16 protein-coding genes are annotated in these 24,576 nt (G+C 61.7%); 14 read left to right on the top strand and 2 right to left on the bottom strand.

Features of this window, described 5'->3' with window-relative positions; all coding sequences use genetic code 11:
* Nucleotides 1–94: 94 nt before the first annotated feature.
* From ACJ8QF_RS20810 to ACJ8QF_RS20800, 3 genes are all read left to right on the top strand, one after another.
* Entirely contained in the window at nucleotides 95–2,188 is a 2,094-nt protein-coding gene (locus ACJ8QF_RS20810; RefSeq protein ID WP_004930032.1) for a TonB-dependent receptor, read from the top strand.
* Between the two features lie 78 nt (nucleotides 2,189–2,266).
* Nucleotides 2,267–5,176 (top strand): condensation domain-containing protein, encoded by a 2,910-nt coding sequence (locus tag ACJ8QF_RS20805; RefSeq protein WP_442537829.1) that lies wholly within the window; start codon nucleotides 2,267–2,269, stop codon nucleotides 5,174–5,176.
* Between the two features lie 47 nt (nucleotides 5,177–5,223).
* Nucleotides 5,224–6,456: a YncE family protein gene (locus ACJ8QF_RS20800; RefSeq protein ID WP_442537828.1), complete on the top strand. Its 1,233-nt coding sequence runs from the start codon at nucleotides 5,224–5,226 to the stop codon at nucleotides 6,454–6,456.
* A gap of 221 nt (nucleotides 6,457–6,677) precedes the next feature.
* On the opposite strand, the gene ACJ8QF_RS20795 is transcribed toward ACJ8QF_RS20800, so the two are convergent.
* On the bottom strand, nucleotides 6,678–8,960 hold the full coding sequence (locus ACJ8QF_RS20795; protein ID WP_411295378.1) for a TonB-dependent siderophore receptor: 2,283 nt from the start codon (nucleotides 8,958–8,960) through the stop codon (nucleotides 6,678–6,680).
* 284 nt (nucleotides 8,961–9,244) lie between these two features.
* On the opposite strand from ACJ8QF_RS20795, the gene fes reads away from it, so the two are divergent.
* The 11 genes from fes to ACJ8QF_RS20740 all read left to right on the top strand — a co-directional run bounded on the left by fes (nucleotide 9,245) and on the right by ACJ8QF_RS20740 (nucleotide 23,523).
* Entirely contained in the window at nucleotides 9,245–10,618 is a 1,374-nt protein-coding gene (gene fes, locus ACJ8QF_RS20790; protein ID WP_074469401.1) for an enterochelin esterase, read from the top strand.
* The gene (locus ACJ8QF_RS20785) at nucleotides 10,593–10,799 is read left to right on the top strand and encodes an MbtH family protein (protein ID WP_004930023.1); all 207 of its coding nucleotides are present in this window, start codon (nucleotides 10,593–10,595) and stop codon (nucleotides 10,797–10,799) included. The genes fes and ACJ8QF_RS20785 overlap by 26 nt, the downstream gene beginning before the upstream one ends.
* Before the next feature lie 32 nt (nucleotides 10,800–10,831).
* Nucleotides 10,832–14,776, top strand: a complete 3,945-nt coding sequence (locus tag ACJ8QF_RS20780; protein WP_442537827.1) for an enterobactin synthase subunit F — start codon at nucleotides 10,832–10,834, stop codon at nucleotides 14,774–14,776.
* Nucleotides 14,777–14,951: 175 nt separating this feature from the next.
* The gene (gene entS, locus ACJ8QF_RS20775) at nucleotides 14,952–16,208 is read left to right on the top strand and encodes an enterobactin transporter EntS (protein WP_049186372.1); all 1,257 of its coding nucleotides are present in this window, start codon (nucleotides 14,952–14,954) and stop codon (nucleotides 16,206–16,208) included.
* A 212-nt stretch (nucleotides 16,209–16,420) separates the two neighbouring features.
* Entirely contained in the window at nucleotides 16,421–17,626 is a 1,206-nt protein-coding gene (locus ACJ8QF_RS20770; protein WP_049186371.1) for an isochorismate synthase, read from the top strand.
* Nucleotides 17,627–17,633: 7 nt separating this feature from the next.
* Nucleotides 17,634–19,262, top strand: coding sequence for a (2,3-dihydroxybenzoyl)adenylate synthase (locus ACJ8QF_RS20765; protein ID WP_076740803.1), 1,629 nt, complete (start codon nucleotides 17,634–17,636; stop codon nucleotides 19,260–19,262).
* 3 nt (nucleotides 19,263–19,265) lie between these two features.
* Nucleotides 19,266–20,126 carry an isochorismatase gene (locus ACJ8QF_RS20760; RefSeq protein ID WP_118892537.1) on the top strand — a complete coding sequence of 287 codons (861 nt, stop codon included), beginning with the start codon at nucleotides 19,266–19,268 and terminating at the stop codon, nucleotides 20,124–20,126.
* 106 nt (nucleotides 20,127–20,232) lie between these two features.
* A complete protein-coding gene (gene yncE, locus ACJ8QF_RS20755; RefSeq protein ID WP_370456249.1) occupies nucleotides 20,233–21,252 on the top strand; it encodes a 7-bladed beta-propeller protein YncE in 1,020 nt (339 codons plus the stop codon).
* A 121-nt stretch (nucleotides 21,253–21,373) separates the two neighbouring features.
* Nucleotides 21,374–21,991, top strand: a complete 618-nt coding sequence (locus tag ACJ8QF_RS20750; protein WP_049186365.1) for a DUF2238 domain-containing protein — start codon at nucleotides 21,374–21,376, stop codon at nucleotides 21,989–21,991.
* 265 nt (nucleotides 21,992–22,256) lie between these two features.
* Nucleotides 22,257–23,051, top strand: a complete 795-nt coding sequence (locus ACJ8QF_RS20745; protein ID WP_442537826.1) for a winged helix-turn-helix domain-containing protein — start codon at nucleotides 22,257–22,259, stop codon at nucleotides 23,049–23,051.
* Nucleotides 23,052–23,082: 31 nt separating this feature from the next.
* Entirely contained in the window at nucleotides 23,083–23,523 is a 441-nt protein-coding gene (locus ACJ8QF_RS20740; RefSeq protein WP_442537825.1) for a hypothetical protein, read from the top strand.
* A 76-nt stretch (nucleotides 23,524–23,599) separates the two neighbouring features.
* Here ACJ8QF_RS20740 and ACJ8QF_RS20735 read toward each other — a convergent pair whose 3' ends face one another.
* Nucleotides 23,600–24,349 carry a winged helix-turn-helix domain-containing protein gene (locus tag ACJ8QF_RS20735; protein ID WP_004929612.1) on the bottom strand — a complete coding sequence of 250 codons (750 nt, stop codon included), beginning with the start codon at nucleotides 24,347–24,349 and terminating at the stop codon, nucleotides 23,600–23,602.
* Nucleotides 24,350–24,576 lie beyond the last annotated feature (227 nt).

Genomic DNA, 24,576 nt, shown 5'->3' with positions numbered 1-24,576 from the left:
AGGCCGCAGCGTCATGGTCTGTGTGAGTGTCGATGTAGGTTGTGTAAAAAAAATCAAATTTTGTGCACCTCTGGGATGAAAGGAGAAGACATCTATGGGCAAGCATTTTGCGGCTCAACGGCATGAAAGCGTAGGAAACGGGGAAAAGGCGGGGATGAAAGCCATTGGGGCGTTTTCCTCCGTATTTTTAGGGGTTTGTTCACTGGCGATCGGTAACGTCAACGCGGCGGAAACGAAGAGCAACGAAACCTACCAGGATGCGGAAACGCTGCTGGTTACCGGTGAGAAGATCAAACGTTCCATTTTCGACACCGGCTCCAGCGTCGAAGTGTTCGACAGCAACCGCATCGCCTCGATGCCTAATGCGACACAGGTTCCCGATTTGCTGCGCATGACACCCAACGTGGTGGATGTCGGTATCGGCAACGATCTGCCAACCGTGCGTGGCGTTGACGGTTCCGGCCCGACCACCGGTGCCGGCGCTTTTCTCAGCGGCACCAGGCCGCGCCTCAACCTGTCGTTGGACGGCCGTTCGCTGACCTATAACGAACAAGCCTACGGACCGCAATCGCTGTGGGATCTGGATCGCGTCGAAGTGTTCCGCGGCCCGCAAAGTTATATTCAGGGGCGCAATGCCATCGCCGGCGCCATCGTCATGGCCAGTAAAGACCCGACCTTCGAATGGGAAAGCGCCTTCAAGGGCGGGGCCGGCAACCAGCACTCCTCGCAGTTGGCCGCCATGGCGTCCGGCCCGCTGGTGGAAGACCAGTTGGCGTTCCGCGTCAGTGTCGATCGCCAGCGCCGCCGCAGCGACGCTGACCTGCCGGCCTATGAACCTGTGGGCGATCCGCGTGAGGTGGAGGCCACCACCGCTCGCGCCAAGCTGTTGTTCAACCCGGCCGGTTTGCGCGATCTGACTACCAAGCTGACCTTTAACCACTTTGGCAGCACTGCGCCGCAGAACGAAAGCCTCAACCCGCAGCCGCATCCTGCCAGTGCGCGTCACGACATCCGTCGGCCGGTGTTCAAAAGCAATGTGAACAGCGGGATCTGGGATCTGGCCTGGGAGGCCTCCGATGGCCTGGCGTTGGAAAACCGCGTTATCTATACCGATTTCAACATTAACCGCGCCACGGCTTATAAGCTGCCGTACGCCGACATCGGCGGCAAAGAGGTGCACGTAGAACCGGTGGTGCGCTTCGGCGGCGCGGACAGCCGCCTGCACGGGTTGGCGGGGTTGCGTTATTTCCACGCCAAGCAGGATGAGTTCGTCAATATCTTCGGCGGCGCGACGTTTAAAGATAAAACCGACACTAACTCGGCCTTCGCCGAGCTGACCTATGCGCTGACGCCACAGGTGGACGTGACTGCCGCCAGCCGTCTGGAACGTGAACATCGCCAACGCAACGGCGGCAGCCAGGCGGTGCGCATCGACTTCGACGAAACCTATACCGTGTTCCTGCCGAAGCTGGACGTGGCCTGGAAACCGACGGACACCCAAACCTACGGCGCCAAGATCGCTCGCGGCTATAACGCCGGCGGTGCGGGCATTACTCTCAGCAGCCCGATCGTCAGTTACACCTACGGTTCCGAGTATGTCTGGAACTATGAGTTGTACACCCGCCATCACCTGAAAGACGCCAACGTAGTGCTGACCAGCAACGTGTTTTACAACGATTACAAAGACATGCAGCTGCCTTATTACCTGGGTGAGAATTCCAGCGTGATCCGCAACGCCGACAAGGTGGAAACCTACGGCGCGGAAATCGGCGCCACCTGGCAGCCGCGTTGGGACTTCGAACTGTTTGGCAACGTTGGCCTGCTGAAAACCAAGATCAAAAAGTTCGCGGGCAGCGGCGTGGAAGGGCATGAATTGGGACGCGCGCCGGCTTACACCGCCAACATGGGCGCCAAATATCAGTTCCTGAAAGGGTGGGAAGTGAGCACCAACGTGGCGTTCTCGGACTCCTATTACTCGGCGTATGACAACGATTCGCGCGGGCGCATCGGCTCCTACTGGTCGGCTAACGCCCAACTGGCCTACACCTTCGCCTATGGGCGCGCCACGCTGTTTGCGCAAAACCTGTTCGACTCCGAGCGCCGCATCATGGTTGGCGGCAACGACATCTACACCGCGACGCAGCAGCGCCCGCGCATGGTCGGCGCAGCGGTTGAGCTGAATTTCTAACGCTATCGCGATGACGGGGGACGCATGTCCCCCGTTTTATGCGCTATCCCGGCACGGCCGGGCAAAGGAGATAACGCAGTGATCGGTGATTTTGACAGCATTCTGAGCGATGAAGAGGCCCAGCGGCTGGAGAGCGCATTTCAGGCGCTGGGCGCGGCGTCGGCGGACGGCGAACGGCCGGTAAGCGAAGCCGAAGAGCGGGCATGGTTTGCCCATCTGCAGCAGGGTGACGCACGCGGGCAGCGGGCGCTGGCCTGGCGCCTGACGGGGGACGTGGATATCGCCCGGCTGACGGCGGCGCTGCAGGCGCTGGTGCGGGAAACGCCGGGCGTGGACATGCGCTACGTTTTTGATGACGAAAACGGTCTGGTGAAACGCCCCGCCGGCTCGGCGCCGTTGCCGGTGAGCCTGCGTCAGGTGGCGGACGAACAGCACGTCATGGGTTGCCTGCTGCAGGCGCAGGCAACGCCGTTTGAACTGGAAAACGAAGCGCCGCTGCGCTGCCTGCTGTTGCTCACGCCGGGCGATGCCGTGATTTTGGGCGTGGTCTTGCATGACATCCTGGCGGAAGCGCTGCCTTGGCGCCACCTGCCGGCGATGCTGTCCGCCCGTTACAACGGGGATGTGATGCCTCTGCCTTTCGCGGCGGAGCCGGTCGAGCTGGCGGAAACCCCGGAGCCACAGCTGCCGTGGGTGCGCCAGGCGGTCTCGCTGCAGGATTACCGCAGCCCGGCGCAGCGTGCTGAAGCGTTGCCGCCGGTGGGCGCGCGCGTGGTCACGCGCATTGCGCGCTCGCTGTTGCCCGCCAACGACACGCCGCGGGCTATGCTGGCGGCGGTAGCGGCGCGGTTTGCCGAGTTCGTCGCCGCACAGGCCGGCGGGCAAGCGGTGCAGCTGTGCGTGCCGGCGGCGGAGACGGCGGAGTGCATCGGTCTGGAACTGGGGCTGACGGCGGCGCCACTGATGCGCCTGACCGTGCTGCATGGCGAGGGCGACGTCGGGCAGCGGCTGCTGGCGCAGACCGTGGCCGAACAGCCGGATCCGCAGCGGGCGCAGCTGCTGGTGGCCTGGCATGACGATCTGGCTGCGGACTGGTGCATGGAAGGCGTTCACGCCGAACGCCTGTTGTTGCCGCCGCTGCATACGCCGTTTGAACTGGCGCTGCTGTTGGGCTTGCCCGAGGCGGAAGCGCTGACGCTGGAGCTGGTCACCGACCCGCGTCTGTCTCCGCACGCGGCGCCGTTCCTGCTGGAGCAGTTCAGCGCCTTCCTGGCCGGGCAGCGAATTGCCGTCGCCTTGCCGGCGGCTGAGGCCGCTTCCCCGGCGATGGCCGCGCCGGCGGCGAAGGGTGACGCAGACGAAAGCGTTGCACCGCTGATTTTGCAGGAGTTCCGTGAGGCGCTGGTGGCGCCGGAAATGACCCTGGATGAAGACTTCTTCGATCGCGGCGGCCATTCGCTGGTCGCTACCCGGGTGATCGGCCGCTTGTTGAGCCTGCATCAGATCGAAATCAACATTAACGATCTGTTCAGCCATCCGACGGCGCGTGGGCTGGCGGGGTACGCCAAACGCCTGAACGTCGCGCAGCCGAATGCCGCGGTGGCCGCCGCCGACGATCATGATCGGGCGCAGGCGCCGCTGTCGCTGGCGCAGGAATCGCTGTGGAAGGTGTATGAAGCCTTCGGCCATGACGAGATCTTCAACCTGCCGTTCTCTCTGCGCTTCTTCGATGTGGTGGATGAAACGGCGCTGCATCAGGCGTTTATCGACGTCATGACTCGCCATACCGTGCTGCGTTCACGCTTCGTCGAGCAGCAGGGCGAGGTGGTGCAGGTGGTGGTGCCGGCCGCAGAATTGCCGGATTATCAGTGGTTCCGCTTCTCCCACGAGACGCCGGCGGGCAACGCCGCCGCCCTGTTGGCCGATGCCGGCCAGCACCGGTTCGATCTGGCCGCCGAGCTGCCGCTGCGCGTCACGCTGCTGCGCGATGCGGACAACGGCCAACAGCTGCTGTCGCTGCTGTTCCACCACGTGGTATTGGATGAATGGTCGCTCAACCTGATGATGGATGAGCTGGGCATCGCCTACCGCCATCGCGTCGTCGGCCAGGTGCCGCAGTGGAGCGGGCAACCGCCGCAGTTCCACACCTTCGCCCGGCAGCAGCGGGCCTCCGGGGTGCAGCAGCAGCATCTGGACTACTGGCTCGATGCGCTGCGCGGCGCGCCGGTCGGCCAGCCGATCTTCCGGCAAGAACCCTCTACCCACCCGGCGGTGCCGGCGCCGGCGGACGTCAACGGCGGCTGGCTGGAGTTCGAGGTCGATCCCGCCGTGGCGGAAGGCCTGTATCAGCTCGCTCGCCGCAATAACGCTTCGCTGTTCAACGTGGTGTATGCCGGGATCACCTCGGCGCTGCGCCTGCTTGGCGGCCCGGCGGATCTGCTGGTGGGCACTTCGACCTCCGGTCGTAACGACGCCGAGTTCTTCGATACCGTCGGCTACTTCACCACCGTGGTGGTGCACCGCGTGCGCTTCGACGAAGGGTTGACGGTGGCCGGCTTGGTCAGCCAGGTGAAAAACACCATCAACGGCTCGCTGCCATACACCGACATTCCGATCGATCTGGTGGAGGAAGGGCTGTTCGGCGTGGACGCCGACCGCAAGAACCACATGTTTGAAGTGTTCATCCAGATCCACAGCCGCATCAAGCTGAACGGCGAGTTCCGGCTGCAGGACGGCAGCGCGATCGCCTACCGTCAGGTGGAGCCGGAGAAAGCCGAATCGTTGCTCGGCCTGCAGTTTGAGGTGATGGAAGACGATCTGGCCGGGAAGAAATCCCTGCGAGTGATGATGACCTACCGCCAGGATCACTACAGCCGGGAGCAGGCCAATCTGATCGCCGACGGCGTTCAGCACGTCTTTACCCAGTTTGCGCAGCACATCGCTGGCGATATCGCTCTGGCGGCGCTGCCGCCCGGGCCGCAGGCATGACGTTGTTTCACTCTAACCGAAAGCATGATTTTCAAGGAGATAAAAGGATGTCTGGAACCCTAGCAACCCCGCGCGCGTTACTGTCGCTGCTGGTGGCGGCCTCTCTGGTGGTCGCCGGCGCCGCGCAGGCCGACGATGCCGGCATCAAACCGCAGGACATCAAGCGCCAGGCGCTGTCGTCGACGGTGGTGGAGATGGCCTACAGCACCTCGCAACAGGCGCTGTTCGTCAGCGCGCCGGACTGGAAGGAAGAGGCGCGCTCCCGCGTGCTGCGGCTGGATCCCAACACCCTGACGATCAAGGCGGAGATCCCGTTGCAGGTGAAAGGCTTCGGCGTGGCGCTGAACGACGCGGGCAATCGCCTGTACCTGACGCAGGCCTTCAACGGCGAAGTCGGGGTAGTGGACACCACCACCAACCACGCGCTGGGCAGCATCAAGTTGCTGGACAAAGCGGTGCTGGAGCAGGCTTACAAGCAGGCGGGCATCAGCGGCAAGCGTCTGGATTTCCTGTTGGCGGAGCTGAAGAAGTTTAAAATCACCGAGGACTACCTGTACCGCCTCCGCGAGCTCAAGTATGACGCGCAAAGCGGCCGTCTGTTCCTGCCGGGTCTGGGCTTCGGCGTCGACAGCGTGCTGTATGTGGTCGATACCAAGGCCGGCAAGCTGGAGAAAGTGATCCCGGGCTTCGGCTACAACGCGGTGGGCATCACGCTGGATGAGAAGGGCCGCCGGGTGTTCGTCTCCAACATGCAGGGGCAGGTGATCACCCTGAACGCCGACACGCTGGCGATCACCGCCACGCACGAAGTACAGGCCGATCAGCTGCTGAACCTGGTGTATGACCCGGCGAGCAATCGCCTGCTGGGCGTCGATCAGGGCATCGATCGCGACGACTACCGCAATCATCATCTGGGGCACGACTATGTGAAGCGCAGCAGCGGCCACCGGGTATTCGCGCTGGATGCGGACAGCGGAAAAGTGCTGGCCAGCGAGCTGACGGATGAGGTGCCGATCGGCCTGCTGCTCGATGAGCGTAGCCAGCGGCTGTATGTCGCCAACCGCAAAGGCGTGCGCGTGGATCACGGCGCCGGGACGCTGACTGTGTTTGACGCCAAGACCCTCAAGCGCCTGCAAACCGTAGACCTGCCGCCGCACCCTAACAGCCTGGCGCTGGATCCGAAAGGCGACGCGCTGTTCGTGACGGTGAAAAACGACGGCGCTTCCACCAAGGCCGGCAAGCCGGAAAGCGTGGTGCGCATTCAGCTGCACACCAGGTAACGCAACGGAAAGATAAAAAAAGGGGCGCCGCGGCGCCCTTTCTAGTGGCTGACAAAGGAGGAAAAAGCGTGGTTTTTCCTCCTTTGTGGTTATCAGCCGAAAATCAATGAATTGATTTTCCTTGTTTTCTATCTGTCGCCTAATGAAAGCCCGGCAACGTCATCCGCTTTGTCATTTACCTCAAGGGGTGCTGAGCACCCCTTTGTCGTTGGGTCATGTCATCAGAAGTGGGTGTTGATGCTCATGTAGTAGGTACGGCCCGGTTCGTTGTAGGTGGCTGCGCCCGCGCCGGCGATGTTGATCGCGCCGGTGTTCGGATCGCCCACGTTCTGCGCGTTGCCGGCGCGGAACTGGCGTTTGTCGAACAGGTTGTCGATGCCGGCGGTGACGCTGACGTTTTTGGTCAGGTCATAGGTTGCGCTGGCGCCGACGACGGCGTAAGGGCTGACCTCGTGGGTTTCGCCGCCGGTGGCCGGTTTACCCTGATAGTTGTACTTCTTCGGCTTCTGCCGGCCGTACCAGGTCAGGGTGGACTGCATCGACAGATCCTGCGTGGCCTGCCAGCTGAGGGTCGAGTTGACGGTGAACTTCGGGATCACCGACAGGTAATCGCCGGTGGTCTTGTTCTTGTTCTCGATCATGTAGGTGGCGTTGTTGCTCCAGGTGACGGTTTCGCTGACCGGCACGTTCAATGAGCCCTCTAGCCCCTGCACCACCGCCTTCGGCACGTTTTCCCACTGGTAGACCGCCGTGCCGGTGCTGCTGGTGGCGATGCGCGAGTTACCCGCCTCAATCTTGTTGTGGTAATCGTTGCGGAAGTAGGTCACGCCGGCCAGCCAGCCTTCGTTATGGAATTCCAGCCCGATCTCTTTGTTAACGCTGGTTTCCGCTTTCAGATCGTCGTTGCCGAGCAGGTAGCAGCCGTTTTTGGTATCGCTGCCGGCACATCCCTGGCCTTTGCTGTACAGCAGGTAGTTGCCGTTGGTTTGGAACAGCGTCGGGGCTTTATAGGAACGCGCGATGCCCATCTTCAGCGTGAAGTAGTCGCCCAGTTCCTGCGACAGGTTCAGCGCCGGGCTCCAGTTGTTGCCGGATTCCGAATGCAGATCGTAGCGCAGACCCGGCGTCAGCATGGTGGTGTCGGTCAGCTCAATGTTGTCTTCGGCGAACAGCGAGAAGATATGTGCGGAAGCGTAAGGGCTGCGCGTGCCGGTAGTCATGCCGGGAATGGTGCCGCCCATCAGCGTTTGGCTGGTGGAGGTGCCGTCTTTCATCCGCTGCTGGGTCCACTCGGTGCCCAGCGTGGCGGTTTGCGCGACGCCCAGCTCAAACGGCACGCTGACTTCGCTGTGCGCCAGGAAGTCGTCCAGCTTGGTGGTGCCGAAACCGGTGTTTTTGGTGTCGAAGATGCCTTCGGTGCCGCCGGCCAAGCCCTCGTTCAGGCGGGTGTTGCGGGTGCGTTCGAACTGCACATAGTTGTTGGTGCTCACGCCGTTGTCCCAGGCGCCGCGGTGGGTCAGGCCGAAGGTTTCACGGTAGATGCGGTTGGTCTCTTTGCCGTAGTTGCTCTGCACCAGGGCGTTGGTGTTGGTGTTCTGGGTATCGCCGGCGTACAGGTTGCCCTGGCGGCCGTAAGCGTACTCGAACTCCAGCGACTGCAGATGGGCGAAGTCCCAGTGCAGCAGGGCGTCGATGTTTTTATCGACTACCCCTTCGCGCCCGGCCGGGACGCTGTTGGCGTAGGCGCCGACGCGTTCGGATTTATGCGATTCGTTAATGTCCCAGGCGTCGGCCTGCGTTTTGCTGTAGCCGCCGAACAGGCGGAAGCTCAGGGAATCGCTCAGCGGGCCGGACAGGCTGAAGTCAGTGCGCTTGGTGGCGCCTTCCTGCTTGTGCTGCGGCACGTTGAAGTAGCCGTTCAGCGAGCCGTGCAGCGCATCGCCGGCTTTCTTGGTGATGATGTTGACCACGCCGCCCGCGGCGCCGTTGCCGTAGCGTGCAGCAGCGGGGCCGCGCAGCACTTCGATGCGTTCGATCATTTCCGGCGGCACCCAGGCGGTATCGCCGCGGGAGTCGCGTTCGCCGCGCCAACCCTGACGCACCGAGTTGCGGCTGGAGGCCGGTTTGCCGTCGATCAGAATCAGGGTGTTTTCCGGGCCCATGCCGCGGATATCGATCTGGCGATTGTTGCCGCGCTGGCCGCTGGTGGAGTTGCCGGTCAGGTTAACCCCGGGCATGGTGCGGATCAGTTCGCTGATGTCGCGCGCCGGCGGGCGTTTTTTGATCTCGTCGGCGGTGATGGTGGACACCCCCGGCGCCTGCAGGTTCTGCCGGGCGGCGGTCACGACGATGGTGTCTTCGCCGCGCGGCTTTTTATCCGTGGCGCCGCTGTTCTCTTCCGTGGTGGTGGTGTCGGTTTGCTGCGCGGCGTTGGCGAACGCGGACGCGCCCAATCCCAAGCCGATAAGAGTGGCTAAAGAATAACGTGATAGCTTGCTTTTCATCTGAGTGTCCTACCTTGCTGCCATCCCTCGCCGAATGGGGGGAAGGGCGGTTGTAGTTTTTGTGTAGTCGGAAATAGAAAATCGGCTGCGGCAAGGGATGCCATTGATGTATCCCCGATCCCTGTCCGTTGCGCGCAATACCAGCACGATCTCCAAGCCTTACACACTATTGCAAATGCAAATTATTATCAATAGTATTTGGCGTACAGTGCGTTCGGGCGGTGGCCGGCGATAGGGAAAAGTCGACGTTCCCGGTGCCGCCAACTACAAAATGGGTAGGCGTTGTGAATACAGAACTACAGTCAGAAAGCAGCAGATTATTGGCCAGCAGCAATGCGGGCAGTCCAGGGTGGTGGTTGACGGTGGCACGACGCGGTACGCCATGGGTAGAACCGGCGGGTAACGGCCGCTGGCGCACCACCTTTTTCTGGCGCGATCCCCAGGGATGCGAATTGACCTCCGCCTACCGTCGCGTGTGGATCAACATTAACTGCCTGACCGACCACCATCAGCCAAATCCGCCGCAAAGCCTGCAGCGTTTGGCCGGCACCGACGTGTGGTATTGGCAGACCGAACTGAGCGGCGCCTGGCGCGGCAGCTACTGCTTTATCCCCTGCTTCGACGAGCGGCCGCCGGCGTTCAGCGGCGACGATGCGCACGCCAACATGCACAACCTGCGTCACTGGTGGCATCAGGTGTTCGCCAGCGCTACCCCCGATCTGCTCAACCCGTATCGCTCCTGGCAAAGCGCCAGCGGTCACAGCGTCTCCGGGCTGCACATGCCGGATGCGCCGCCGCAGCCGGTATGGCGTTCGTTCGACGAATATGAGATCGCCAGCGGGCGCTGCACGCCGCCGCTGCCGGCGCGTTTGCAGCGTCATACCTGGCAGAGCGAGCGCCTGGGCAACAGCCGCGATGTCTGGATCTACACCACCGGCGACAGCAAACCGGCCGAGCGCCCGCTCGCGATCTTGCTCGACGGCCAGTTCTGGGCGAAGCAGATGCCGGTTTGGGCGCCGCTGATGCAGCTGACCCGCGAGGGGGCGTTGCCGGAAGCGGTGTATGTGCTGATCGACATCATCGATCTGCCGCACCGGGCGCGAGAATTAACCTGCAAGGACGATTTCTGGCTGGCGGTGCAGGAAGAACTGATGCCGCAGCTGGCCGACTGGGCGCCGCACAGCGACAAGCCGGCCGATACGGTGGTGGCGGGGCAAAGCTTTGGCGGCCTGGCCTCCCTGTATGCCGGGCTGCGCTGGCCGCAGCGCTTCGGCGCGGTGATCACCCAGTCCGGTTCCTACTGGTGGCCGCGGCGCGATATGCTGCAGCTGCCAAGCATTCCCGACGACGCCTGCTGGCTGATGCAACAGGTCGAACGCCACGGCCTGGGCAACCACGGCGCGCTGAAGGTCTTTATGGAAGCCGGTTCGCAGGAAAAACTGGTGCATCGGGTCAGTGGCGAAATGGCGGCGCGCCTGAGCGACGCCGGCCATCGGGTGCACTACCGGGTGGTGGAGGGCGGGCACGATGCGCTGTGCTGGCGCAGCGGCCTGACCGATGGGCTGCAGGCGGTATGGGCTTCCGCTTTCGCCACCGCTTACCCGGCATCGGCGACGGCACGAGGAACACATGATGGAAAGCCTGAATCCGTTCGATGATCAACAGCAGCGCAGCCTGGTGCTGCGCAACGTACAACAACAATACAGTTTGTGGCCGGATTTCCGCGCCATTCCGTCCGAGTGGACGATCGTCTTTGGCCCGGCGGCGCGCCTCGAGTGCGCCGAATGGCTGGAACAGCATTGGCAAGATATTCTGCCGGTCGCAGCACGCGAGGCGTGACCGGCGCCAGGTAATCACGGGAGCAATAAGCAGTGTCACACACCCCTAACTCTCTCAGCGGCCCGGCGCTTGCGGGCGAATGGCCGCTGGTCGCGGCACAACCCGGCATCTGGGTCGCCGATCAAATCTCCCCGCATCGCAATGCCTACGCGGTGGCTCACGCCATCGAACTCAACGGCCCTGTCGCCGTGGAGCCTCTGCTGCAGGCCATCATCCAGGGCCTGGGCGAGGTGGACATGCTGCGCCTGCGTTTTGCGGAACGCGACGGCGTGCCGGTGCAATGGCTGGATGACACGCTGGCGGTGCACGCGCCGGAACTTGTCGATCTGACGACGTCGCCGGACCCTGAAGCCGCCGCGCGCGCGCTGATGGACATCGATCTGGCGGGCGATCTGCGCGCCGGCAGCGGCGCGCCGCTGTATCGTCATGTGGTGATGCGTCTGGCGGATGACCGCTGGTTCTGGTATCAGCGCTATCACCATCTGCTGGTGGACGGTTTCAGCTTCACCGCCATCGCGCGCCGCGTGGCGGCGATTTACACCCATCTTTGCCGCGGCGACGCGCTGGAACCGACGCCTTTCACGGCGTTCAGCGACGTGGTGGCGGAATACCAGGCTTACCGGGAGGCGCCGGCCTGGCAACGCGACGCCGATTTCTGGCGCGAAAAAGCACGGCAGTTGCCGCCGCCGGCCACGATCTGCCCGCAGCCGCTGGCCGGGCAAACGCCCACGCCGCGCATCCACCGGCTGGAACAGCGCTGCGATCCGCAGGCCTTCGCCGAACTGGTGCAGTGCGGCGCGCAGCAGAAGCTGAACGCCGCCGATATGGCGGTGGCGCTGGTGGCGCTGTGGGTGTCGCGTCTGAGCGGCCAACCGAGCTTCAGCGCCGGTTTTATCTTCATGCGCCGTACCGGATCGGCCGCCCTGTGCGCCGCCGGCCCGGTGATCAACGTGTTGCCGATGGAGATGCACCTCGAGCCGCAGGCCACGCTGTATGAGGCCGCCGCCCGCATCAGCCGCGAGCTGAAAACGGTGCGCCGCCATCAGCGCTACGACGCCGAACAGGTGCAGCGCGATCTGGGGCGCATCGGCGACGGCGAACCGCTGTACGGTACGGTCTTCAACTTCAAAATGTTCGATTACCAGCTGGACTTCGCCGGTATCGAAGGCATTACCCACGATCTGGCCTCCGGGCCGGTGCGCGATCTGGAGATTGCGCTGTTTATCGACGAACACCATCAGCTGAAGGTGGAGCTGCTGGCCAACGCCGAGCGTTACAGCCGTCAGGAACTGCTGGCGCATCTGCAGCGGTTGCCGCTGCTGCTGGCGCAGTTCGCCGCGCAGGCAACGTTGCCGATCGGCGAAGCCGACATGCTGACCGCCGACGATCGCGCTCTGCTGGCGCGGGTCAACGACACGGCGCATCCGGTGCCGGCGACCACGCTGAGCCAACTGCTGGCGCAGCAGGCGCAAAGCACGCCGAACGCGCCGGCGCTGGCGGATGCGCATTTCAGCTTCACCTACCGCGAAACGCGCGAACAGGTCACGGCGCTGGCGCGCCAGCTGGTTGTGCAGGGCGTACGGCCGGGCGACATCGTGGCGGTGGCGCTGCCGCGCTCGGTGTTCCTGTCGCTGGCGTTGATGGCGATCGTGGAAGCGGGCGCCGCCTACCTGCCGCTGGACACCGGTTATCCGGACGAGCGGCTGGCGATGATGCTGGAAGACGCCGCACCCCGGCTGGTCATCACCAGCCCGGCGCAGCAGGCGCGTTTCGCCGACAAGGGCGAAATTTTGCTGTATGACGCACCGCTGGCGGCCGATCACGCCGCCGGGGTGGCGATCGCGGGCCCGACGCCGGATCATGCGGCCTATATCATCTTTACCTCCGGCTCCACCGGGCGCCCGAAAGGCGTGCTGGTCGGCCATCAGGCGATCGTCAACCGCCTACTGTGGATGCAACACCAGTATCCGCTGGGGGCGGACGACGCGGTGCTGCAGAAAACGCCGTGCAGTTTCGACGTCTCGGTGTGGGAATTCTTCTGGCCGCTGATGGTCGGCGCCCGGCTGGTGATGGCGCCGCCGGAGGCGCATCGCGATCCGCAGCAGCTGCAACAGCTGATCGCCCAACATCGCATTACCACGCTGCACTTCGTGCCGTCGATGCTGGCGGCTTTCGTGGCCGCCTTGGACGACGACGCGGCGGTGGCGAGCTGCGCCGCGCTGCGCCAGGTGTTCTGCAGCGGTGAAGCGCTGCCGGCGGAGCTGTGCCGCCTGTGGCAAAGCCGCACGGCGGTGCCGTTGCACAACCTCTACGGCCCGACCGAAGCGGCGGTGGACGTGACCTGGCATCCGGCCTACGGCGACGCGCTGGCGAAGGTGACCGGTGCCAACGTGCCGATCGGCCTGCCGGTATGGAACACCGGGTTGCGCATTCTGGACGCGCGCCTGCGGCCGGTGCCGCCGGGCGTGGCGGGCGATCTGTATCTGACCGGCGTGCAGCTGGCGCACGGCTACCTTGGCCGGCCGGATCTGACCGCCAGCCGCTTTGTCGCCGACCCGTTCGGCGAGGGCGGACGGATGTACCGCACCGGCGACGTGGCGCGCTGGCTGCCGGACGGCGCGGTGGAATATTTGGGCCGCAGCGACGATCAGCTGAAGATCCGCGGGCAGCGTATTGAGCTGAGTGAAATCGATCACGCCTTGCTGTCGCTGCCGGGCGTGCGCCAGGCGGTGACGCACGCGCTGGTGTTGCAGGGCACGCCGGTGGACGCCGGCGGCGATGCGCGCCAGCTGGTGGGCTATCTGGTGATGCAGCCAGGCGCGAGCTGGGATGCGGAAGTTTTACGTGCGGCGCTGGCCGACCGCCTGCCGCCGCACATGGTGCCGGTGGCGCTGGTGGAAATGCAGGATTTGCCGCTGAGCGCCAACGGCAAGCTGGATCGCAAGGCGTTGCCGCAGCCGCAGGGCGGTGAGCGCAAGGCGGGGCGGCCGCCACAGGCCGGGTTGGAAAGCGAGATCGCGGCGGTATTCGCCCGCTTGCTGCAGCGCGAGCAGGTGTTCGCCGACGACGATTTCTTCGCGCTTGGCGGCCACTCGCTGCTGGCGATGCGCCTGGCGGCGGAGCTGCGCCGCGATCTGGGCAAGGCGGTGTCCGTCGGCCAGGTGATGGTGGCGTCGCGCGTTGAGCAACTGGCCGCCTTGCTGGCGGAAGATCGCACGCAGGAAGAGGCCGATCGCAGTGGCTTCGACAGCGTATTGCCGCTGCGCGTTACCGAGGGGCCGACGCTGTTTTGCCTGCACCCGGCATCCGGCTTCTCCTGGCAGTTCAGCGTATTGCCGCGCTATCTCGACCAGCACTGGTCGCTGGTCGGCATCCAGTCGCCGCGGCCGGACGGCCCGCTGGCGCTGAGCGAAGACATGGATCAGGTGGTGGATGCCCACCTGCAGACGGTGTTGCAGGTGCAGCCGCACGGGCCGTACCACTTCATCGGCTACTCGCTGGGTGGCACGCTGGCGCAGGGCATCGCCGCCCGGCTGCAGGCGCGCGGCGAGCAGGTGGCGTTCCTCGGCTTGCTGGATACCTATCCGCCGGAGACCCAAAACTGGGACGTGATGCTGGACGACAACGTGTTGAAGGAAGTGCAGCGCGAGCGCGAGCAGTTCCTGGCGGTGTCGCAGGACACGCTCGATCCGGCGCTGGGCGAGACGCGCACGGCGATGTTCGACAATATCGAAGCCAACTACGCCGATTCGGTGCGGTTGCTGTCTCGTACCCGCACCGCCCGTTTCCACGGCCAGGCGACGCTGTTCGTCGCCAAACGCACGCTGCAGGAAGGGATGGACGTGCAGCAAACCTGGTCGCAGTACGTCGATGCGCTGCAGGCGCACGAGCTGGACTGTGCGCACGTCGATATCGTTTCGCCGGCGTCGTTCAAAGTGCTGGGGCCGCTGCTGAACCGGATCTTGCGCACGCTGTAATGACGCCCTCATCCCGCCGCCAGGCACGGGGATTGCCCCGCGTTTGGCGGCGTTTCTTGCGGTCGCTCACAATTGAATATCAATGAGTTTTATTATCATTATTGATTTCGTCATCTGTGCTAGCATAGCGCTCCGCAACTGCAGAATCCCCGTTTAAAGATGTGGTGAACAACCGATGAGTAGCAAACCCTCCATCCTGCTTGATTTCAGCCTGCTGAAAACCAATCGGGCTTTCCGCGCGGTGTTCTGCGCGCGCTTTATCTCCATTGTGGCGCTGGGGCTGATGGCGATCGCCATCCCGGTGCAGATCCAGGCGCTGACCGGTTCCACCCTGCAGGTCGGGCTGGCGGTGACGCTGGCCGGCGGCGGCATGTTCGCCGGGCTGCTGATGGGGGGCGTATTGGCCGATCGCTATGAGCGACGCCGGCTGATTCTGTTTGCGCGTTCCACCTGCGGCGTCGGTTTTGTCGGCCTGTGTCTCAACGCCCTGCTGCCGTCGCCTTCGCTGGCGGCCATTTATCTGCTGGCGGTGTGGGACGGCTTCTTTGGCGCGGTGGGGGTGACGGCGCTGCTGGCGGCCACGCCGGCGCTGGTGGGCCGCGAAAACATCGTGCAGGCGGGCGCCATCAGCATGCTGACGGTGCGCTTCGGCTCGATTCTTTCTCCGGCGATCGGCGGCCTGGTGATCGCCCATATGGGCATCGCCTGGAACTACGGTCTGGCGGCGTTCGGCACCCTGCTGACGCTGCTGCCGCTGCTGAGCCTGCCGCAGCTGATGCCGCCGCCGCAGCCGCGTGAACACCCGCTGCGCGCGCTGGCGGGCGGTTTCGCCTTCCTGTTCCAGAACAAGGTGATCGGCATGGTGGCGCTGATCGGCGCGCTGCTGACCATGGCCAGCGCGGTGCGCGTGCTGTACCCAGCGATGGCGGAAGGTTGGCACATCGACGCCGCCCACCTCGGTTATATGTACGCCGCCGTGCCGCTCGGCGCCGCCATCGGCGCGTTCACCAGCGGGCGCGTGGCGCATGTGGCGCGCCCCGGCTGGGTGATGCTGCTGACGGCGATCGCGGCGTTCGCCGCCATCGGCCTGTTCGGCCTGATGCCGTGGTACAGCCTGGCGTTGCTGTGCCTGGTGGCGTTCGGCTACCTGAGCGCGCTGAACTCGCTGCTGCAATACGGTCTGATCCAGAGCCTGACGCCGGACAACTTCCTCGGCCGCATCAATGGCCTGTGGACGGCGCAGAACGTGGTTGGCGATGCGCTGGGCGCGTTGCTGCTGGGGGCGATGGGCGCCTTTATGCTGCCGGCGATGAGCGCCAGCGGTTTCGGCTTCGGCGCGGCGCTGCTCGGCATCCTGTTGCTGTTCGCCATGACAGGTTTGCGCCAGGTTACGCTGCACAAACCGGAGCCGCAGCCCGCCACAGAAAAGTAGTCGAACGCGTTAAAACAACGCTGTGGGATCAAATAGCAATGCTTATCATCGGCATGCGTAAAACCCACAGCGTTTATGTCATGATTTCGAAATGAAAGAAGTGCTTACGTTTATTGACATAGCAAATATCGGCGAGTAATTTAGCGCGGAATTAACTCAAATGATAATCATTATTATATTGGTTATCACTTCAAATTCTTGAGGGCGAAGCGATGGATACTGCCGTGAACGACATCAATCGAAAGGAAGTGCAGGAGTGCGAAGAGCAGCGGTTTGCCGCTGATTTTTCTCCCGCGTCGGGCTTCTTCTTTACTTCTCCTTTCCGCAGCTTGACCACCACCGGTTGTTTCAGCCGCATTCGCCTGCCGGCCGCAGACGGCGCCGATCTGAACGGCGAGTTCCAGCGCAGCGTACGGCAGGCGTTTGCCGAGGCCCGCCAGGCCGGCATCAAAAAACCGCTGTTGTGCGGCGCCATCCCGTTCGATACCCGGCAGCCTTCGGCGCTGTTTATTCCGCAGCAGAGCCGCTGGTTCGATCGCGCCGCCTTTATGGCCGGCGTTAGGCCGGCGGCGGACGGGCCGGAGCTGGCCGGGGTAACGGAACTGCCGCCACAGCAGCCGTTCATGAATATGGTCAGCGACGCCGTCGACGCGATGAAGGCCGGTGAGTTGGACAAAGTGGTCTTGTCGCGCCTGCTGGAGATCGAAACGCGTCAGCCGGTGGATCGCCATGCGCTGATGGCGCGCGTGATTGCCCAGAACCCGCACGGTTTCCATTTCCATGTGCCGCTGGAGCAGGGCGCGCTGTTGGGCGCCAGCCCCGAGCTGCTGCTGCGCCAGGACGGCGGCCGTTTCTATTCCAACCCGCTGGCCGGTTCCGCCCGGCGCGAGGCCGACCCAGAGCGCGATCGCGAAGTGGGAGAGCGGCTGATGGCCTCGGCGAAAGATCGCCACGAGCATCGCATCGTCACCGAAAGCATGCGTGATGTGCTGGCCGGCCGCTGCCGCTACCTGAACGTGCCGCACACCCCTGAATTGTTGACCACCACCACGCTGTGGCATCTCTCCACGCCGATCGACGGCGAGGCGGCGTCTCCCGACGAAAACGCCCTGTCGCTGGCCTGCCTGCTGCACCCGACGCCGGCGCTGTGCGGCATGCCGACGGCCGAGGCGCACGCCCTGATCGGCAAGCTGGAGCCGTTCGATCGCGGCCTGTTCGGCGGCATCGTCGGCTGGTGCGACGACGAAGGCAACGGCGAGTGGGTGGTCACCATCCGCTGTGGCACCGTTGACGGCAACCGGGTGCGGCTGTTCGCCGGCGCCGGCATCGTGGAAGACTCTTCACCCGAATCTGAATGGCATGAAACAGGCACCAAACTCAGCACCATTCTGCGTGCCTTTGGTATAAATCAAGGATAACGACAAGATGAGCATTGCCTTTACCCCCTGGCCGGCGGAGTTCGCCAGCCGCTATCGCGAGCGCGGCTACTGGATTGACAAACCGCTGACCGAGATCCTCGACCGCCAGGCCAACAACGACGCCCCGGCGATTATCGACGCCCAGGGCAGCCTGACCTACCGCGAGCTGCAGCAGCGTTCCGATCGTCTGGCGGCCGCTTTGCTGCGCCGCGGCGTAAAATCCGGCGACACCGCGCTGGTGCAGCTGGGCAACGTGGCGGAGTTCTATATCGTGTTCTTCGCGCTGCTGAAAATTGGCGTGGCGCCGGTCAATGCGCTGTTCAGCCATCAGCGCAGTGAGCTGAACGCCTATGCCGAGCAGATCAAACCGGCGCTGCTGATCGCCGATCGCCGGCACGCGCTGTTTGCCGACGATCAATTCCTGAACGCCTTCCGCGATGCGCATCCTTCGCTGCGCGTCGTGGCGCTGCGCAGCCAGGCCGAGGGCGAGCTGGCGCTGGCCGCCTGGCTGGACGAAGCGAGCGACGGTTTCGTCGCGCAGCCTTCCGCGGCCGATCGGGTGGCGTTCTTCCAGCTTTCCGGCGGCAGCACCGGTACGCCGAAGCTGATCCCGCGCACCCACAATGATTACTACTACAGCATTCGCCGCAGCGTGGAGATCTGCCGTTTCGACGCGCAGACCCGCTATCTGTGCGCGCTGCCGGTGGCGCACAACTACCCGATGAGTTCGCCGGGCGTGCTGGGCGTGTTTTATGGCGCCGGGCTGGTGGTGTTCGCCGCCGATCCGGACGCCGGGCAATGCTTCCGCCTGATCGAACAGCACCAAATCAACGTGACGGCGCTGGTGCCGCCGGCGGTCACGCTGTGGCTGCAGGCGATCGAAGAGTGGGGCGGCAATGCCCAGCTCGCCAGCCTGAAACTGCTGCAGGTGGGCGGCGCCAAGCTGGGCGAAACGCTGGCGGCACGCATTCAGAACGAAATCGGCTGCCAACTGCAGCAAGTGTTCGGCATGGCGGAAGGGCTGGTGAACTACACCCGGCTGGACGACGACGAACGCCACATTCTGGCGACGCAAGGGCGGCCGATGTCGCCGGACGACGAAGTGTGGGTGGCGGATGACGACGGCAATCCGTTACCGGCGGGCGAGGTTGGGCGGCTGATGACGCGCGGGCCTTACACCTTCCGCGGTTACTACCAGAGCCCGGCGCACAACGCCGATGCCTTTGACGCCGACGGTTTCTATTGCTCCGGCGATCTGATCAGCATCAGCGAAGACGGCTACATCACCGTGCAGGGGCGGCAGAAAGACCAGATCAACCGCGGCGGGGAGAAGATCGCCGCCGAGGAGATCGAGAACCTGCTGCTGCGTCATTCGGACGTGATCAACGCCGCACTGGTGTCGATGCCGGATGCGCTGATGGGGGAGAAGAGCTGCGCCTATATCATTGCCAACGCGCCGCTGAAGCCGGTAGTGCTGCGCCGTCACCTGCGCGAACAGGGCGTGGCGGACTTCAAACTGCCGGATCGCTTTATTCAGGTGGACAGCCTGCCGCTGACTCCGGTCGGCAAAGTGGACAAAAAACGGCTGCGCCAGCAGCTCGACGCGCAACTACAGACTCAGGCTCAGGGAGATTAATTGATGGCCATTCCAAAACTTAATGATTACGCGCTGCCGACGGCGGACGAACTGCCGCAAAATAAAGTCACCTGGCAGGTAGAACCGCAGCGCGCCGCGCTGCTGATCCACGATATGCAGCAGTATTTCCTCAACTTCTGGGGCGAGGACAGCGCGCTGATTAAACAGGTGGTGGAGAACATCGCCAACCTGCGTCGTTACTGCAAACAGCAGGGCATTCCGGTGTTCTATACCGCGCAGCCGAACCAGCAGAGCGATGCAGATCGCGCGCTATTGAACGACATGTGGGGGCCGGGTCTGAACAAACACCCCGAGCAGCAGGCGGTGACCGCCGCGCTGGCGCCGGACGAAGACGATACGGTGCTGGTGAAATGGCGCTACAGCGCCTTCCATCGCTCGCCGCTGCAGGAAATCCTGCAGGAGTCCGGCCGCGATCAGCTGATCATCTGCGGCGTGTATGCGCACATCGGCTGCCTGACCACCGCCATCGACGCCTTCATGCGCAACATCCAGCCGTTCATGGTGGCCGACGGTCTGGCGGACTTCTCGCGCGACGAACACCTGATGGCGTTGCGCTACACCGCCGGCCGCTGCGGCCGGGTGGTGACCACCGCGTCTCTGCTGCCGGCGGCCGGTATCGCCAGCATCGATGCGCTGCGTCAGCAGATCCTGCCGCTGCTGGACGAAGACAGCGAAGACATGGGCAACGATGAAAACCTGATCGATTACGGCCTGGATTCGGTGCGCATCATGGAGTTGGCGACCCGCTGGCGCAAGATCCGCGGCGACATCGACTTTATCGCGCTGGCGCGCAACCCGACCATCGACAGCTGGTGGGCGCTGCTTTCCGAAGAGAAAGCCTGATTTTAATCACGAGCAGAGGGCGGCCGTTCGGCCACCCTGTTGGCTTTATAAGGAGATTTTGATGAATACTTTGATCACCAAGGGAAAACGCGCGGCATTTCCGCTGATGCTGCTGTCCACGCTGCTGTTCTCCAACACCTTGCAGGCGCAAACCGCGCCGGAAGTGCTGCGCAAGCCGGTCGGCAAGGGCGCCTATGAAATGGCCTACAGCCCGAGCGAGAACGCGCTCTACCTGGCCACCTCGCAGAGCCGCAAGTTGGACAAGGGCGGCATCGTTTACCGTCTGGATCCGACCACGCTGGACGTGACCCAAATTATCCATAACGACATCAAGCCGTTTGGCGCCGCCGTCAACGCCAAGACCGGCACGCTGTTCTTCGGCAACACCGTCAATAACTCGGTAACCGCCATCGACGCCAAAACCGGCGACGTGAAAGGCCGCCTGGTGCTGGACGCGCGCCAGCGCTCCGAAACCGTCAAGCCGCTGGCGCCGCGTGAACTGGTGGCGGATGCCGACAGCGACACGCTGTACATCACCGGGCTGGGGGATTCCAGCGTGGTGTGGGTGGTGGACGGCAAGGATCTGACCCTGCGCGCCACCGTGACCGACACCGGCAAATACGGCACCGGCCTGGCGCTGGACGCCGCCGCCAAACGCCTGTACGTCACCAACGCCGACGGCGAGCTGGTGACCATCGATACCCAGAGTAACAAGGTGCTGTCGCGCAAGAAGCTGGATGAGTCTAAAGAGCACTTCTTCCTGAACATCAGCCTGGATACCGCCACTCACCGCGCCTTCATCACCGATTCCAAGCAGCCGCAGGTGCTGGTGGTGGATACCCGCAACGGCAACATCCTGAGCAAGATCGACGTGCCGGAATCGCTGGCGGTGCTGTTCAACCCGGCGCGCAATGAAGTCTACGTCACCCACCGCCAGGCGGGCGAAGTAAGCGTGATCGACGCCAAGAGCTACAAGGTGCTGAACACCATCAAGACGCCGACCCATCCGAACAGCCTGGCGCTGTCGCCGGATGGCCAGACGCTGTACGTCAGCGTCAAACAGGCTTCCAGCCGCGAAAAAGAGGCGACTGCGCCGGACGACGTGATCCGCGTCGCGCTGAAATAATCCTACGCTGGGTAAGCGCACACCGAACAGGCGAAGCGGCGACGCTCCGCCTGTTTTTTTTCGCCGTGCGATCTGCGGTATAAAGTGTGGATTGCCTTATTGACCCGAAGGAACGTTGGTTATGCCCGTCTCACGCGCACCGCTGTTGTTATCCGTTATCACTCTGCTGCTGCTGGCCGCGCTGATCCACAGCGGCATCAGCCCTTACGATCGCACCACCTGGCTGATGGAGGTGGCGCCGGTCTTGATCGTTTTGCCGCTGCTGTGGCTGACCCATCGCCGTTACCCGCTGACGCCGCTGCTCTACACGCTGATTTTCTTCCACGCGCTGATCCTGATTTTCGGCGGCATGTACAGCTATGCCCGCGTGCCACTGGGGTTTGAGGTGCAGCAGTGGCTGGGTCTTGGCCGTAACCCGTACGACAAACTGGGGCACTTCTTCCAGGGGTTGGTGCCGGCGCTGGCGGCGCGCGAGATCCTGCTGCGCGGTGGTTATGTACAGGGGCGCAAGATGCTGGGCTTCGTGGTGTGCTGCATCGCGCTCGCCATCAGTGCCCTGTATGAGCTGATCGAATGGTGGGCGGCGCTGGCGCTGGGCCAGGGCGCCGACGAGTTTCTCGGCACCCAGGGCGACCCGTGGGACACCCAGTCCGACATGTTCTGCGCGCTGCTCGGGGCGATATGCGGCCTGTTGCTGTTCGGGCGTTGGCAGGAGCGGCAAATCGCTCGCTTGGGCTGAAAAACTCAAATGATCACATCGCGTAATAGCCCGCCGTATGGCGGGTTTTTTGTTTATATTCATGTGGGTAGCTGCATCAGAAGACGATATGGAGCATAAAACCAGCCTTGAGTGCAGCCGCTTGTTATCATTGCTGTGTTGTTATCTTGTTGTTTTATATTAATTTATATTTATTTGGTAAGAATTTTCTTATCAATAGTGCTGTGCTAATATCATTACGCTTGGTAGGGGGTCATTAGCGTTATTAGTTATAGCGCAGGGGATTATGAGATATATAATTAATAATAATATTAAGTATCATGAAGATAGATCGGAATTGGTCTCGCTGCATGATGACATCCCACCTATCACATTGACGGCCACGCTGAATCGCCTGCTTTCCGCGTTGGTCAGAAATAATAACCTGGTGCTTTCCCGCGATGCGTTGCTGGCGCAGGTGTGGGAAGCGCACGGCCAGGTGGCCTCCGGCAATAATCTCAATAACACCATTTCGATTCTGCGCAAGATGTTCGCCACGTTGGGTGAGGATGACATTATCGTCACGCTGCCTCGACAGGGATTTATGTTTCGCGCATCCCAGCTAAAAACCGCAGACAGCCAAGTGAAAGGCCCGGTTGAACCGGCTGAACTGGCTGAACCTTCTGAGAGTGATACATCACCCGCATTGATACCCCACATGCCACGGTTGAAAAGGTATGCATTGATGGTGCTGATCGCACTGGCGATAGGGAGCGGTATCTGGGCGTGGTTGGCGACAGGGTATCCGCCGCTCCGCGTGGCAAACGTTGGCAAGATAGACAACTGCGAAGTGCAATTTGTGACTTCCTATCATAAAACGGGCCCCAGTGAGATAGACAGGCAGCATTTTCAGGAAATGCTGAAGAAAAATAATCATGTTCAGTGCCATGAACCGGCGACGTTGTTGTATTTCGACTCTCAGGCCATTTTGCCGAATACCACCGGTAAGGTGAGAATTGCTTATCTTTATTATTGCCCACAGGTAAAAATGGCGGCTGGAAAGGTCCAATGCGAGAACTTCTATGAAAGCTGGGGTTTATAAATTGTTATGGCGGTATCGCTATGGCGCACTAATGGCTATAGCGCTGTTTATCAGCGCTTGCGCCATTTACCGATTGTTTTTTACCCCCCGGCTGCCTGAATGCAGCGCGGTAATGCGCGTGGCTAATCATAACGGTGAAAGCCGCCATGAGCGCGTGTTGCTGCTTAAATTGATTCCACATGGGACACGGGAAGCGACGCTGTTGCTTAACGGAAGCTTTCTCGACGGCAATAATAAATATGTGATCTCCAGGGTGGCGCGTCTGGAATATCATCGCCGTGGGGACAACTATACCTTCTGGGTCAAAAGCAATATCAGGAATCCGCAGGATACCTTGGTGTCAGAGGCACTTAACCGCCGTCTGCCGATGAAAGGCCAGCAATACCACGTACGCATTGAACAGGTTGATGCAAGCCATTTCTTGTTTGTCGACAATCTCTCTCCCTATTTTGTCTGTTCGGTGGCATTGTAACTGTGCCCCCTGCGGATTGACGTATCGGCAGAGGGGTGGCGAGTTAGTGAATGATAAATAAAATTGCAAACATGGATTAATTATTGTCAATGGGTTTGCTGAAACAGGGGGTATTAGCCGTTCTGGGGCAGAATGTGAGCAGCCCGGCACCGTCTTTTATCCCTTCTTGTTGCACCCGGTCATAGTAGTAAACATCTGCTTTACTGGCGCAATTCAAACTTTCTCGCTGAATGAATTCGATAACCTTTACCTTGTCCCCGCCCCCCGCTTTCATGCTGTAGAGCTGACAAGACGCATAGTTGCCCAGTGGATAAACATTGATATGCATGCTGTGTTTATAAACCATGAACGCGGTAAAAGGCAGTAGGCAAATAAGCATGGCTACGACCGAACGACGCAACAATAACCAGGCGATTTTGCGCCTGAAGAACCCACCTCTTCGAGCCTCCTTGGTATCGTCCGCTTCATATTCAGTTTTTATACTCCTTTTGCTTTCATTTTCTACATGAATGCTTTCTGCGGTGAATTTAAAACCTTGTCGGGGGAAGGTGACTATGATTTTCTCTTCGCCGAATTGTGCAAGGGATTTGCGTAGGCCTGAAACATAATTATTCAGATTGTTATTTGAGGCCTTGAGCCCATGCTCCACCCAAACTTCATTAAGTAACTTCTCCCGCATAAGAAGAACATTATTGTTACGGATGAACAGTGATAACAGCCTGGCGCTGGGTCTAAGTAACACTATTTTAGTCGCCGCATTATCGATATGCGCTAGCGTGTTCTCTTCTTCATCGTAGAGAACATTGTTGTTTATATGGAAAATCATTTTTTCAACCTGTCAACTTACCTGTCGAGAGATGATTCTGAGACCTGCGACCTGTTTTTTCAATCCTCCAGGGGGGGGAGTCAATAGGATTTTTCCATGTATTTATATAATTATCGTAATGATTGGCTTGGTTTATAAGTATTAAAAAATAATCGTTATTACTTAATTTCTATTTTACAGAATTAAAATCTATTTAATTTGTATTTATTTTGTATAAATCCTGTGTT

The sequence above is a fragment of the Serratia sp. CY81684 genome, assembly GCF_052166595.1.
GTDB lineage: Bacteria > Pseudomonadota > Gammaproteobacteria > Enterobacterales > Enterobacteriaceae > Serratia > Serratia nematodiphila.
The sequence above is the reverse complement of the archived record's forward strand: the minus strand, read 5'-3'. Positions and strand labels throughout refer to the sequence as shown.

Coding starts and splice junctions, on each gene's coding strand:
- ACJ8QF_RS20810 (WP_004930032.1), top strand. CDS start 95: ATGGGCAAGCATTTTGCGGCTCAACGGCATGAAAGCGTAGGAAACGGG.
- ACJ8QF_RS20750 (WP_049186365.1), top strand. CDS start 21,374: ATGCCCGTCTCACGCGCACCGCTGTTGTTATCCGTTATCACTCTGCTG.
- entS (WP_049186372.1), top strand. CDS start 14,952: ATGAGTAGCAAACCCTCCATCCTGCTTGATTTCAGCCTGCTGAAAACC.
- yncE (WP_370456249.1), top strand. CDS start 20,233: ATGCTGCTGTCCACGCTGCTGTTCTCCAACACCTTGCAGGCGCAAACC.
- ACJ8QF_RS20785 (WP_004930023.1), top strand. CDS start 10,593: ATGGAAAGCCTGAATCCGTTCGATGATCAACAGCAGCGCAGCCTGGTG.
- ACJ8QF_RS20760 (WP_118892537.1), top strand. CDS start 19,266: ATGGCCATTCCAAAACTTAATGATTACGCGCTGCCGACGGCGGACGAA.
- ACJ8QF_RS20800 (WP_442537828.1), top strand. CDS start 5,224: ATGTCTGGAACCCTAGCAACCCCGCGCGCGTTACTGTCGCTGCTGGTG.
- ACJ8QF_RS20795 (WP_411295378.1), bottom strand. CDS start 8,960: ATGAAAAGCAAGCTATCACGTTATTCTTTAGCCACTCTTATCGGCTTG.
- ACJ8QF_RS20770 (WP_049186371.1), top strand. CDS start 16,421: ATGGATACTGCCGTGAACGACATCAATCGAAAGGAAGTGCAGGAGTGC.
- ACJ8QF_RS20745 (WP_442537826.1), top strand. CDS start 22,257: ATGAGATATATAATTAATAATAATATTAAGTATCATGAAGATAGATCG.
- ACJ8QF_RS20765 (WP_076740803.1), top strand. CDS start 17,634: ATGAGCATTGCCTTTACCCCCTGGCCGGCGGAGTTCGCCAGCCGCTAT.
- ACJ8QF_RS20735 (WP_004929612.1), bottom strand. CDS start 24,349: ATGATTTTCCATATAAACAACAATGTTCTCTACGATGAAGAAGAGAAC.
- ACJ8QF_RS20740 (WP_442537825.1), top strand. CDS start 23,083: ATGGCTATAGCGCTGTTTATCAGCGCTTGCGCCATTTACCGATTGTTT.